The following is a 12,880-nucleotide window of genomic DNA, read 5'->3' as shown; positions in this document are numbered from 1 at the left end:
ATGCCGGTTCCGCGCCGGTTCAGCGCGCCGCGCGCGTGCGCGGGCGCCTGGGGGCGGCGGGCTGCGGCGCCGTGTCGCGCGGTTTCGTCGAGGCGCCGGCGGCGTTCGTCCGCTTGCGCGCGGGTTTGCCGCCGCCCGGTTTCGTCGATGCCGATCGCGCGCCGTGGGCCGTTTCGTCCGCCTTATCCGATAGCGGCGCTTGCGCCGCCTTCGCGCGCTGCGCGTCGTGCCACGCCGTGAGCGCCACGACGGCGGCGAGAGGCATCGGCCGTTTGCCGGTCAGCTCGGCCCAGCGCTTTTCGAGCGGCCCCTCCACCACGGGCTTGATGACGGTGCCCGAACTCTGCGCGTCCCATGTCTGCACGGACCACGGATGCGCGCGCAGCGCGTCGCGCGCGATCACCACGTCCTCGCCGGCATCGGCGAGCCAGTCGTACACGAAGTCGATGCACAGGCGGTAGCCACGTTTATAGGCGGCGTCCGGCACTTCGTAGGGCGCGCGCGTGACGTAGCCGGAGCCGAACAGCCCGCGCGGTTCGGCGGCCACGCGATGCAGGAACACCCGGTCGCCGGGCAGGATGCCGCGCGCAAAGCCGCAGCCCCAGGTGTCGGCGACGGCCTCGCCCGCGCGCACGCGGCGCGCGAAGTCGGGCAGCTCGGGCCACGGCCATTTCTTGGGGCTCCAGATCAGCAGGAAGGCGGTCATGTCGTCACGTCGTCACGGGAAAGCGCCGGCGGCGCCAGGCGCGGAGCTTAGCGCAAAGGCGCGTGCCCGTGGCGACGGGCGCCGCGCGCCGTGCAACGGGCAACGTGCAACGGGCAACGGGCAACGGGCAACGCGCAACGGGCAACGGGCAACGGGCAACGGGCAACGGGCAACGGGCGAGGAGGCGCGCACCGCGTTGCCGCTGGCAGCGCGGGCCGCAATGAAGGCGTGTAGTAAGCGTCGGTTACAATGCGACGGCACCGTTGCCGCCGTTCGAGCGTCGATGGCCCCGCGTACGCGGGCCGTCCCGCGCGACCGGTCCGGCAACCCGAATCGAACGTCGAATCGCATTCCGGGGCGCGCCAGCCGCGCCTCGCCGTCACTCACACCATGTCCCATTCTCCGCGCCGCCGGCCCGATGGCCGGCTGATCGTATTGCTCGGTGCGCTGGCCGCCTGCGGCCCGCTCGCCACCGACATGTACCTGCCGAGCCTGCCCGCCATCGCGCAGTCGTTCGGCGTCAGCGCCTCGGCGGCCGCCGCGACGCTCACCAGTTTCATGGCCGGCTTCTCGATCGGCATGCTGCTCTACGGCCCCGTCTCCGACGCTTACGGCCGCCGCCCCGTGCTGCTCGGCGGCATCGCGCTCTTCACGGTCGCGAGCATCGCGTGCTGGCTGTCGTTTTCGGCGGGCGAACTCGCCATCGTGCGCTTCCTGCAGGCGCTCGGCGCGGGCGCGGCCTCGGTGCTCGCGCGGGCCATCGCGCGCGACGCCCACGAGCCGTCCGACGCCGCCAAGGTTCTGTCGATGGTCGCGATCGTCACCTCGATCGGGCCGCTGCTCGCGCCGCTCATCGGCGGCCAGTTGCTGCTGATCGGCGGCTGGCGCGTGGTGTTCGTCGCGCTCACGCTGTTCGGCCTCGCGTGCGGCGTCGCCGCGTACTGGCGCGTGCCCGAAACCTGGCCCGCCGAGAAGCGCGAGAGCGCGGCCGTGCTGCGTTCGTTCGCGGCCTATGGCCGGCTGCTGCGCGACCCACTCGTCTGGGGGCACATGCTCTGCGGCGGCATGGCGTTCGCCTCGATGTTCACCTACATCTCCGCGACGCCCTTCGTCTACATCGAGTACTTCCACGTCTCGCCGCAGCACTATGGGTTCTTCTTCGGCATGAACGTGTTCGGCATCATGCTCGGCAACTTCCTCAACACGCGCTTCATCGGCCAGTTCGGCACGCTGCGCATGGTGTCGATGGCGTCGAGCGTGAGCATCGTCGCGTCGTTGTTCGTGGCGCTCGTGTGCATCACGGGGTGGGGCGGCCTGTGGTCGATCGTGGCCGGGCTGTTCTTCGTGGTGAGCGTGGTGGGCCTGCTTGGCGCGAACTGCGCGACGGACCTGATGTATCGCTACCCGAAGAACGCGGGCGCGGCGGCGGCGGTGTTCGGCGCCGCGCAGCTCGGCCTGGGCGCGTTCGCGAGCGCGGTGGTCGGCTGGTTTCCGGGCGTTTCGCCGTTCGGCATGGGCTGCACGATCGGCGCATGCGGGCTGATGACATGGGCCGGGCGCCGCATTGTCGTGAAATGGCATGGACGGCCCGCGCCGGGCGCGGCGGCGGTGTCGTCGGCGCAGTGAGGTTGCCTTGAGGCTCTATCGCAACTAACGGCGCCGTATTTTCGCGACGATGTGTGCCGGTTGATGGGTGCGTTGCCTACGCGCGATGGGCGAACGATGCGGCATGCGATGCGCGGCATGCGATGCGCGGCATTCAATGCACGACATGCGATGCACGACATGCGATGCACGACATGCGATGCACGACATGCGATGCACGACATGCAACGCGCGACATGCAATGCGCTTGCGGAGCAAAACAAAACGGGACGCCCACTGGACGTCCCGTTTTTCATGGTGCGGCGTGAATCCGCGAGCGGACGCTCACGCGCAAGATCAAGCGCAGGCTCGAACTCACTCGCGCGCCGAAGGCGACGCGCCGTGGCTCAGCCAGTCGAGTACCGCCGAGGCGTCGTCGTCCGCGTGCTCGCGCGCTTTTTCGACGGCGTTGTTCACGTTGGCGTCCGGCGAGGCGCGGCGAATCGCAACACCCACCGCGAGGATGTCGATCATCAGCAGATGCAGAATGCGCGAGATCATCGAGAGCTGCGACTCGCGCATTTCGATGTGATCCGTTTCGAGCGCCACCGTCGCGCGCTTGGCGAGCGGCGTGTTGCTCGAAGTGATGGCGATCACCTTCGCGCCCGCCTGCATCGCCACGTCGAGCACGCGCAGCAGTTCCGGCGCGCGGCCCGACTTCGACACGGCCACGATCACGTCGCCCTTGCCGAGCAGCGCGGCGGAAGCCGCCTGCATGTACAGGTCGCCATACGCGATGGTCGGAATGCCGAAGCGGAAGAACTTGTAGTGCGCGTCCTGCGCGACGATATGCGAGTTGCCGAGCCCGTAGAACTCGATGCGGCGCGCGCCGTTGAGCAGCGTGATGGCCTGCTCCACGTGCTCGAAGTTCAGATGCTCGCGCAGCTGCAAGATGGCCGAGACGGTGTTGTCGAGCACCTTCGCGCCGAAGTCCGTGGCCGTATCGCCGAGATGCACCTGGCTGTGGCTCACCGGAATCGTGCCCGTCAAACCCGTGGCGAGCTTGAGCTTGAAGTCCGAGAGACCCTGGCAGCCGAGCGAGCGGCAGAAGCGGATGACCGTGGGCTGGCTCACGTCGGCCTTGCGTGCGATGTCGACGATCGGATCGTTGATGATCGAACGCGGGTGATTCAGCGCGAGATCGGCCACGCGGCGCTCGGCGGGCGTGAGCGCGTCGCGCATCTGGCGAATGCGCTCGAACACGGCGGAAGACCCGCCGCCCGCGCGATTGGACAGCTGCTCCGCGAGAATCGCCGAAACGCCGAGGAACGCCGGATATTCCGCCGTGATCACGTAGGTGGGCACGTTGGCGAGATAGGCGTCGAAGCGGCCCTTCGCCTCGAAGCGCTGGCGGAACGACGAGCGCGTGAACAGCTCGCCGAGGCGCGGCACGACGCCGCCGCCCACGTAGATGCCGCCGAGCGAGCCGAGCGTCATGGCGATGTTGCCCGCGAAGCTGCCGAGAATGCCGCAGAAGCATTCGACGGTTTCGAGCGCGAGCGCGTCGCCGTCGTGCGCGAGCTTGACGATGTCGGCCGGATCGATGGGCTCGGCGGCCAGCTTCTTCTTGTCGCGGCCCGCGAGCGCGCGATAGATCAGCTCGATGCCGGGACCCGCGCAAACGCGCTCGAACGACACGTGCGGCCACTTCGTGCGCGCGAGCTGGAGCACGAGGTCTTCGCGTTCGTCCTGGGGCGAAAAGCTGGCGTGGCCGCCTTCGCTGCCGAGCGCGATCCAGCGGTCGTCGGCGGGAATCAGGCCCGAGACGCCCAGACCCGTGCCCGGCCCGAGCAGGCCGATCACGCTGTTCTGGCGGCGCTGGCCGCCGCCCACCTGCACGCGCTGCGAGTCGGTCAGGCCGGGCAGCGCCATGGCGAGCGCGGTGAAGTCGTTCACGACCAGCAGCGTGTCGAAGCCGAGCGCGCGGCGCGTGGCTTCGATCGAGAAGGTCCAGTCGTGATTGGTCATGCGCACCTGGTCGCCGTCGACCGGGTTCGCGATGGCGATGGCCGCGTGATTGACGCGGCCGATCTTCGTGTCTTTCAGATACTGCTGGATGACTTCCGCGACGCCCGGATACTGCGCACACGGATACACGCGCACCTGGCCGATCTCGCCGGGCGCCGTCTCCAGCGCGAAGCGCGCGTTGGTTCCGCCGATATCGGCGAGCAGCCTCGGTCCGTCGGCGTGCTGGCCCGCGGTGGGGGCAGTTTTAGTTGGCACACCAGTAGACATCGAGTCTCACTCCCTTGTCGTTCGCCAGTCTGGAAATGGCGTTGTTTTGTTCGGCCGCAGCGGCCTGTTGCAGCACTTCGAGCTTGCGTTGTCCCGCGATCAGCAGAAAGAGGCGGTCGACCTGGCGCAGCGCCTGCATCGACCACGAGACGCGCGCGTGCGGCGCGGCCTGCGGATGCACGGCCACGAACGGGCGCGCCGTGGTGATGGCTTCCTGCCATTCGGGCGCGTCGGCGAAGATCGAGGCGGTGTGGCCGTCCTCGCCCATGCCCAGCACGGCCACGTTCGGCAGCAGGCGCGTGGCGTCGGCGTTGAGCGCGGCCACGTGGGCGTCGAGTTCCTGCGTCACGTCGACGAGCGGCAGGAAACGCGCCTGCGCGGCTTCGTGCCGGAGCAGCGTCTCGCGCACGAGGCGCGCGTTGCTCGCGCTGTCGCTTTCGGGCACCCAGCGGTCGTCGACGAGCGTGACGTCGATATGCGCCCACTCGAAACGATGCGTCGACAAGCCTTCGAGAAACGGCCGCGGGCTCGTGCCGCCCGAGACGGCGAGCGTGGCGCGGTTCACCGCGCCGCCGGGCGCCGCTGTCTGAGCCGCGAGCGACGCATGTAGCGCGTCGCCCACGGCTCGCGCCAGCGCGTCGGATTGGACGCGCGGGTCGTCGAATACGTGAAGCTCGATCACTTCTCCTCCATGCTGCTTTTTTGTCAACCTGCGGTGTGGGTCGTCACGGTCAGGCACGTCCACGGTCAGGCACTGCGTTCAGTTCTCTTCCTCGAGCCAGCAGGTGCCGTGCTGCGCGAGCATCGCGCTCGCCGCCGCCGGTCCCCACGTGCCCGCCGCGTACGGCTTGGGCGGACGCGGTGCGGCGGCCCATTCGTTCAGGATGGGCTCGACCCACTTCCACGCCGCTTCCTGTTCGTCGCGGCGCACGAAGAGGGCGAGGCGGCCGTTGATCACGTCGAGCAACAAGCGCTGATACGCCTCCATCTGGCCTTCGCGGAAGAACTGGTCGAACGCGAGATCGAGATGCACGCTCGCGAGGTTCATGCCTTCGCCGGGCTGCTTCGCGAGGCAGTAGAGGCGGATGTTCTCGTTCGGCTGCAGGCGGATCACGAGCCGGTTCGCGCCCGCGCGCAATGCCGGCGCGCCGAGCGCCGAATGCGGCACCGGGCGGAAGTTCACGACGATCTCGGCCACGCGGTCGGCGAGACGCTTGCCGGTGCGCAGGAAAAAGGGCACGCCCGCCCAGCGCCAGTTCTCGATCTCGACCTTGAGCGCGACAAAGGTTTCCGTGCGGCTGTCCGGCTTCACGCCGTGCTCCGTGGCGTAGGCGGGCACCGCCTGGCCGCGGATCACGCCCGCGTGATACTGGCCGCGCACCGCGACCTTGTTGATGTCGAGCGGCTCGATGGGCTTGAGCGCGCGCAGCACGCGCAGCTTCTCGTCGCGCACCGAGTCGGAGTCCATCGAATGCGGCGGCTCCATGGCGACGATCGACAGCAACTGCAACAGGTGATTTTGCACCATGTCGCGCAATGCGCCGGTGTTGTCATAAAAGTCGCCGCGCGCTTCCACGCCCAGTTCCTCGGCGATGGTGATCTGGATGCTCTCCACCCATTCGCGGCGCCACAGCGGTTCGAACAGCGCATTGCCGAAGCGCAGCGCGAGCAGGTTCTGCACCGGTTCTTTACCGAGGTAATGGTCGATGCGGTAGATCTGCTCTTCGGCGAAGATCTCGCCCACGGCGTCGTTGATCGCGTTCGACGACTTGAGGTCGTAGCCGAGCGGCTTTTCGAGCACGACGCGCGAATTCTGGTTCAGGCCCACCGTGGCGAGCGCGCGGCAGATCGGCACGAACAGCGAGGGACCCGTGGCCAGATAGAACACGCGAATCCCGGGCAGCTCGGCGATGCCGTCGCGCAGGTGCGTGAAATCTTCGGCGCGCGAGAGATCGAGCTTCACATAGACGATGCGTTCGAGAAAGCTCGCCCAGGCGGCCTCGTCGAACCCGCCGTTTTTCGTGACATGCGGCTTGACGTGCTCGTCCACCCACTGGATATAGGCCGCACGGTCCTCTTCGTGGCGCGCGACGCCCACGATCTTCCCGGCCGGCGCGAGCATGTTCGAGCGGTGCGCTTCATACAGGGCCGGGAGAATCTTGCGCATCGACAGGTCGCCGGTGGCGCCGAAGAGCACGAACGTGAAACCTGAATCGGTCTGGTTTTGCATGAGTCTCCGTCACAGTCCTGGGTGGCCGCGGCAAGCTTCGTCAAGCGTCATTTCCGATGATGACGGAAGGGCGGTTCGGGCGGCCGTAGTCCGATAAAATTTTTTTTGACACTGAATTGTAGTTTAACTACAATCCAAATCAAGAGGTAACGTTCATTCGATGTAAAAAGCGTGAGACGCAGGTGCTACGGCGGTCTTGCGCGGTTTCGCGAGCGGACGGAATGCCCACTCATGGTAACGGAGAACGTTGCGGGACCTTGCCGCGCTCGACCAGCGAGCCAGCAGCCCGAATCGCCGCTTGCCGCGAGGTTTGGGGCTTCGGGTCGCATGACGCAAGCGGCACCTCGGCCGGCTCAGACAGCCGGTGAAAATCAAAAGAGGAGACAGTCAAGTTGCATTCCGAACCACTCATCTCTTGAGCGTCCTGCGGCCGGACACCGGCACGCGGCCCGCGCGCATCGAACGACAAGTACGCGCGCGGCACTCCGGCGCCCGACCGTCCAGTGTTTTGCCTGTTTTAGCCTGTTTGACCAACCACCGCTCCCTGGCGGCTCAGGGGCCAACCGTTTTTTGTTCAGGTGTCTGGAGGAGATAAGCAATGAAATTCCGCGCGATCATGGGCGCCCTGTGCGCCGCAGGTCTGTTGGGCAGCGTCGCCACGGCGCAAGCGGCCGAGTCTCTCGAAGTGCTGCATTGGTGGACGTCGGGCGGCGAATCGAAAGCCGTCGGCGTGCTCAAGGACGACATGCAGAAGCAGGGCTATGTGTGGAAGGACTTCGCGGTCGCCGGTGGCGCGGGCGCGGCGGCCATGACCGCACTGAAGACCCAGGTGATCTCGGGCAACGCGCCCACGGCCGCCCAGATCAAGGGTCCGCTGATCCAGGAATGGGCTGAGCAAGGCGTGCTCGCACCGATCGATTCGGCCGCGACCGACTGGAAGGCCAACCTGCCGCCGCAGATCGACAAGATCATGCACGCCGACGGTCACTACGTTGCCGCGCCGTTCTCGGTGCACCGCGTGAACTGGGTGTGGATCAACAAGGCAGCGCTCGACAAGGTCGGTGCGAAGCCGCCCACCACGTGGCCGGAATTCTTCGCGGTCGCCGACAAGCTCAAGGCCGCGGGCATCCAGCCGGTCGCCGCCGGCGGTCAGCCGTGGCAAGACCTGACGCTGTGGGAAGACGTGGTCCTCTCGCAAGGCGCCGACTTCTACAAGAAGGCCATCGTCGATCTCGACCAGAAGACCCTCACGTCGCAGCAGATGGTCGGCGTGTTCGACACGGTCCGCAAGATCGAGTCGTACATGGATAACGGCCGCACGGGCCGCGACTGGAACCTCGCCACGGCCATGGTCATCAACGGCAAGGCCGGCATGCAGTTCATGGGCGACTGGGCCAAGGGCGAATTCGCGAACGCGAACAAGCAGCCGGGCACGGACTACATCTGCGCACCGGTGCCGGGCACGGCGAAGGGCTACACGTTCAACGTCGACTCGTTCGTGTTCTTCCAGCAGAAGGGCCAGAAGGCGGCCACGCCGGGTCAGCTCGCGCTCGCGAAGACCATCATGTCGCCGGCGTTCCAGGAGCAGTTCAGCCTGTACAAGGGCTCGATCCCGGTCCGTCTGGGCGTGGACATGAGCAAGTTCGACGCATGCGGCAAGCAGTCGTACGCCGACGAACAAACGGCGATCAAGTCGGGCGGCTATGTGCCGTCGCTCGCTCACGGCATGGCTCAGCCTGACGCCACGGCCGGCGCGATCACCGACGTCGTCACGAAGTTCATGAACTCGAACCAGGATTCGAAGAGCGCGGTGGAAGCGCTCGCGAAGGCTGCGAAGACGAAGTAAGTCTTGATCGGGTAGCAATGCAGTCGTAAAGCGGGGCGCGCCGTACGCGGCGCGCCCCGGGCATCACGGTTCCACCGAACCCCCTCATCGTGCGGAACCCACGCGGTTTCGCTCCGTACCAGGAGTTGCGCAGTGACTGCTTCTCTTAGCGGCAACGGCAAGGCGGCCACGCCTGCCCCACGCCGCGCGTCGCCGATGGCGGCGCTCGCAGACCGCTGGATTCCGAAGCTGGTGCTTTCACCCAGCATTCTGATCAGCATCGTATTCGTCTACGGCTTCATTCTCGTCACCGGCTATCTGTCGCTGTCCAGTTCGCGACTGATGCCGCGTTACGACTTCGCGGGCTTCGACCGCTACAGCGAGCTGTTCTCCAACGACGTCTGGTGGACGTCGGCGCAGAACCTCGGCTGGTTCGGCATTCCGTTCATCGCGATCTGCGTGGTCCTCGGGCTGTTGCTCGCGATCCTGCTCGACCAGCAGATCCGCCAGGAAGGCGCGCTGCGCGCGGTGTTCCTCTATCCGATGGCGCTCTCGTACATCGTGACGGGCACGGCATGGCAGTGGATCTTCAACCCCGACCTCGGCATCCAGCAGGTGCTGCACCAGTGGGGCTGGACGAGTTTCCAGCTCGACTGGCTCAACGACCCGGACAAGGCCATTTTCTGTATCGTGGTCGCGGCGGTGTGGCAGTCCACGGGCTTCTGCATGGCGCTGTTCCTCGCGGGCCTGCGCGGCGTGGACGCGGAAATCTTCAAGGCGGCCCAGGTCGACGGCGCGACGCTGCCCACGATCTACCGCAAGATCGTCATTCCGAGCATGCGTCCGGTGTTTTTCTCGGTGCTGCTCATTCTCTGCCACATCACGATCAAGACGTTCGACCTCGTGGTGGCGCTCACCGCGGGCGGTCCGGGCACGTCGTCTTCGCTGCCGGCCATCTTCATGTACACGTTTTCGTTCAATCGCGGGCAGCTCGGCGTCGGCGCGGCCTCGTCGATGATGATGCTCGCAACGGTGGTGGCCGTGCTCGTGCCGCTCATGTATCTGGAATCGAGGAGCACGCGCAATGCAGCCTAAGATGAAGCTGAGCCGCGTGTTCGTCTATGCGGCGCTGATCCTGTTCGCGTTGTACTTCCTGTTCCCGCTCTACGTGATGCTGTCGACGTCGTTCAAGTCGCTCGACCAGATTCACACGGGCAACATGCTCACGCTGCCCACGAGCCCGACCTTCGCGCCGTGGATCAAGGCGTGGAGCGAAGCCTGTACCGGCGTGCGCTGCGACGGCATGCAGCCGTTCTTCATGAACTCCGTGAAGATGGTGATCCCGGCCGTGCTGATCTCGTCGATCATCGGCGCGTTCAACGGCTACGTGCTCACGCACTGGCGCTTTCGTGGCGCGGACGCGCTGTTCACGATGCTGCTCGTGGGCTGCTTCATTCCGTTCCAGGCCATTCTTCTGCCGATGGCGCGCGTGGAAGGTTATTTCGGCCTCTCGAACACGATCGGCGGTCTGGTGCTGGTGCACGTGGTCTACGGTATCGCCTTCACCACCATGTTCTTCCGCAACTTCTACGTGAGCGTGCCGGCCGAACTCGTGAAGGCCGCGCGGATCGACGGGGCCGGCTTCTTCACGATCTTCAGCAAGATCATGATGCCGCTCTCGTTGCCCATCTTCATGGTGTGCCTGATCTGGCAATTCACGCAGATCTGGAATGACTTCCTGTTCGGCATCGTGTTCTCGGGCGTCGATTCGATGCCGATCACGGTCGCGCTGAACAATCTCGTGAACACGTCCACGGGCGTGAAGGAATACAACGTCGACATGGCCGGCGCGATCATCGCCGCGCTGCCCACGCTGCTCGTCTACGTGATCGCCGGCCGCTATTTCGTGCGCGGCCTCACGGCGGGCGCGGTGAAGGGCTAACTGCGCGACAGAACGCGCATTCGATTAAAGGATTCATAGCATGGCAAGCCTTTCCATTCGCGACGTCTACAAGACCTACCCGAACGGGGTGCCCGTCCTCAAGGGCGTGAACATCGACATCGAAGACGGCCAGTTCCTGATTCTGGTCGGCGGCTCGGGCTGCGGGAAGTCCACGCTGCTCAACATGATCGCGGGTCTCGAAACCGTGACCAAGGGCGAGATCATGATGGACGGCAAGGTGGTGAACAACCTCTCGCCGAAGGACCGCGACATCGCGATGGTGTTCCAGTCGTACGCGCTGTATCCGTCGATGACGGTGCGCGAGAACATCTCGTTCGGCCTGAACATCCGCAAGGTGCCGAAGGCCGAGCAGACGCAGATCGTCGACCGCGTGTCGAACATGCTGCAGATCCAGCATCTGCTCGACCGCAAGCCGGGCCAGCTCTCGGGCGGCCAGCGCCAGCGCGTCGCCATGGGCCGCGCGCTCGCCCGCGACCCCATCATGTTCCTGTTCGACGAACCGCTCTCGAACCTCGACGCCAAGCTGCGTATCGAGATGCGTTCGGAAATCAAGCTGCTGCATCAGCGCGTGGGCAAGACCATCGTCTACGTGACGCACGACCAGATCGAAGCCATGACGCTCGGCGACCGCATCGCCGTGATGAAGGACGGCATCGTGCAGCAGTTCGGCGCGCCGCAGGACATCTACGACTCGCCGTCGAACCTGTTCGTCGCGGGCTTCATCGGCGCGCCGCCGATGAACTTCATCAACGGCCGTCTGGTGGAGCAGGGCTCGGGCGTGGGCATCGAACTCGACACGGGCGTCGCGCGCAACGTGCTGAACCTGCCGTTCGACGCGAACAAGCTGCGCGGCCATATCGGCCAGGACGTGGTGCTGGGCCTGCGCCCGGAACGCATCACCGACGCGCGCAGCTCGCACGACGGCCATGGCCACGAACTCCAGCGCCACACGGTGAAGGTCGACGTGATCGAGCCGACCGGCCCGGACACGCTGGTGTTCGCGCAGGTCAACGGCAAGCGCGTGGTGAGCCGCGTGCACCCGGGCGCGAATCCGCAGCCGCTCAACAACATGGACCTGCTGTTCGACGTCTCGAAGGCCGTGCTGTTCGACCCGAAGACGGAAGAGCGCATCGCGTAAGCGTCGCGCACTCCACGTTTGCGGCGATAAAAAACCCCGCGCTGCGGTTGCAGCGGCGGGGTTTTTCTTTGGGCGCCGCGAGTTCGCGGCGCGGTGTCAGGGCGACTGCCGAGGCTGCGCGTGGGAATGCGAGTGCGGCTGTAACAACACGAGCACCGCGCCCGCGCCGCCGTCGTGCGGACGCGCCTCGCAAAACGCGATCACTTCTTCCTTCTGCACGAGCCACGCGCGCACCTTGCCCTTGAGCACGGGTTCCTTGCCGACCGAACCCAGCCCCTTGCCGTGGATCACGCGCACGCAGCGCAGCCCGCGCTTGCCCGCTTCGCGGATGAAGTTCTGCAGCGCCTCGCGGGCTTCCTCGCGGCGCAGGCCGTGCAGGTCGAGCTGCGCCTGCACGATCCACGCGCCGCGCCGCAGCTTCTTCACGACTTCGGCGCTCACGCCGGGGCGGTGATAGAACAGCGAGTCGCTGGTGTCGAGATACGCCTCGGGATCGAAGTCGTCGGAGATCGCTTCGTGCAGCACGGCCTGTTCATCGAGGCGCGTTTGCAGCGGCAGCGGCACGGGCGCCTCGCGGCGCGGCAGCGCACGCATGGGCGGCTTGAGCGGCGCGACCGAACCGATCTCGCGGCGAAACAGGTCGCTGTCCGCAGCGGCTTCGGTGCGCGCGGCTTTCTCGATCGCGCGCTCGCGTTCGCGTTGGCGCGTCTGCACTTTAAGCGCGTCGCGCAGGCTGCCGAGTCCGGCGAACCCCGACTGCGCGCTGGCGGCTTGCGCGAGTTCCTGCGGATCGGGGGTGGGTGGCGGCGCAGGTCGCGCGGGCGCGGCGCGGCGCGGCTCGCCCGGATGGGGCTTGTTCTTGGGCATGACAGGTTGCGCTGAAAAACTCTCGTGAGGGCGGCACGCGTGGCGCGCGGGTCGCGTCCTGGGTCTCGTCCTGAGTCTCGTCCCGATGGTGCGGCCTGGGCCGACGGCCGAAGTGCAAAAGCCCGGGCTCCCAAGCCGCAGGTTCAAAGCCGCAGGTTCAAAACCGCGGGTTCGAAGCCACGGTTTGAAAGCAAAAGGGCCGTCGGCCTGGCTGGCCACGGCCCTCTGCGTCTCGCGCGCGGCGGCGTGCCCGCTTGCGCTGCTCATCGCCG

General features: G+C 66.5%; 9 protein-coding genes and 1 pseudogene. 5 read left to right on the top strand and 5 right to left on the bottom strand.

The window, feature by feature from the left end:
- Positions 1–259 precede the first annotated feature (259 nt).
- A pseudogene (locus tag FAZ98_RS36030) lies at positions 260–706 on the bottom strand (hypothetical protein); the annotation flags it as partial.
- Between the two features lie 390 nt (positions 707–1,096).
- Here FAZ98_RS36030 and FAZ98_RS10260 point away from each other — a divergent pair.
- Positions 1,097–2,332 carry a Bcr/CflA family multidrug efflux MFS transporter gene (locus FAZ98_RS10260; protein ID WP_158951111.1) on the top strand — a complete coding sequence of 412 codons (1,236 nt, stop codon included), beginning with the start codon at positions 1,097–1,099 and terminating at the stop codon, positions 2,330–2,332.
- A 333-nt stretch (positions 2,333–2,665) separates the two neighbouring features.
- Here the strand turns inward: FAZ98_RS10260 and FAZ98_RS10255 are convergent, their stop codons facing one another.
- From FAZ98_RS10255 to zwf, 3 genes are all read right to left on the bottom strand, one after another.
- Entirely contained in the window at positions 2,666–4,585 is a 1,920-nt protein-coding gene (locus tag FAZ98_RS10255) for a bifunctional transcriptional regulator/glucokinase (RefSeq protein ID WP_158951110.1), read from the bottom strand.
- Positions 4,563–5,267, bottom strand: coding sequence for a 6-phosphogluconolactonase (gene pgl, locus FAZ98_RS10250; RefSeq protein ID WP_158951109.1), 705 nt, complete (start codon positions 5,265–5,267; stop codon positions 4,563–4,565). The genes FAZ98_RS10255 and pgl overlap by 23 nt, the downstream gene beginning before the upstream one ends.
- A gap of 78 nt (positions 5,268–5,345) precedes the next feature.
- Positions 5,346–6,815 carry a glucose-6-phosphate dehydrogenase gene (zwf, locus tag FAZ98_RS10245; protein ID WP_158951108.1) on the bottom strand — a complete coding sequence of 490 codons (1,470 nt, stop codon included), beginning with the start codon at positions 6,813–6,815 and terminating at the stop codon, positions 5,346–5,348.
- A gap of 598 nt (positions 6,816–7,413) precedes the next feature.
- On the opposite strand from zwf, the gene FAZ98_RS10240 reads away from it, so the two are divergent.
- The 4 genes from FAZ98_RS10240 to FAZ98_RS10225 all read left to right on the top strand — a co-directional run bounded on the left by FAZ98_RS10240 (position 7,414) and on the right by FAZ98_RS10225 (position 11,741).
- Positions 7,414–8,661 carry an ABC transporter substrate-binding protein gene (locus FAZ98_RS10240; protein ID WP_158951107.1) on the top strand — a complete coding sequence of 416 codons (1,248 nt, stop codon included), beginning with the start codon at positions 7,414–7,416 and terminating at the stop codon, positions 8,659–8,661.
- A 132-nt stretch (positions 8,662–8,793) separates the two neighbouring features.
- On the top strand, positions 8,794–9,735 hold the full coding sequence (locus tag FAZ98_RS10235; protein WP_158951106.1) for a carbohydrate ABC transporter permease: 942 nt from the start codon (positions 8,794–8,796) through the stop codon (positions 9,733–9,735).
- Positions 9,725–10,582, top strand: coding sequence for a carbohydrate ABC transporter permease (locus FAZ98_RS10230; protein ID WP_199272260.1), 858 nt, complete (start codon positions 9,725–9,727; stop codon positions 10,580–10,582). The genes FAZ98_RS10235 and FAZ98_RS10230 overlap by 11 nt, the downstream gene beginning before the upstream one ends.
- A gap of 40 nt (positions 10,583–10,622) precedes the next feature.
- Positions 10,623–11,741 (top strand): ABC transporter ATP-binding protein, encoded by a 1,119-nt coding sequence (locus FAZ98_RS10225; RefSeq protein ID WP_158951105.1) that lies wholly within the window; start codon positions 10,623–10,625, stop codon positions 11,739–11,741.
- A 96-nt stretch (positions 11,742–11,837) separates the two neighbouring features.
- On the opposite strand, the gene FAZ98_RS10220 is transcribed toward FAZ98_RS10225, so the two are convergent.
- Positions 11,838–12,608: a Smr/MutS family protein gene (locus FAZ98_RS10220; protein WP_158951104.1), complete on the bottom strand. Its 771-nt coding sequence runs from the start codon at positions 12,606–12,608 to the stop codon at positions 11,838–11,840.
- Between the last annotated feature and the right edge of the window lie 272 nt (positions 12,609–12,880).

Origin of the sequence: Paraburkholderia acidisoli (assembly GCF_009789675.1) — a bacterium.
In the GTDB taxonomy this organism is placed as follows: Bacteria; Pseudomonadota; Gammaproteobacteria; order Burkholderiales; family Burkholderiaceae; genus Paraburkholderia; species Paraburkholderia acidisoli.
This window is presented reverse-complemented; position numbering and strand designations above follow the sequence as displayed.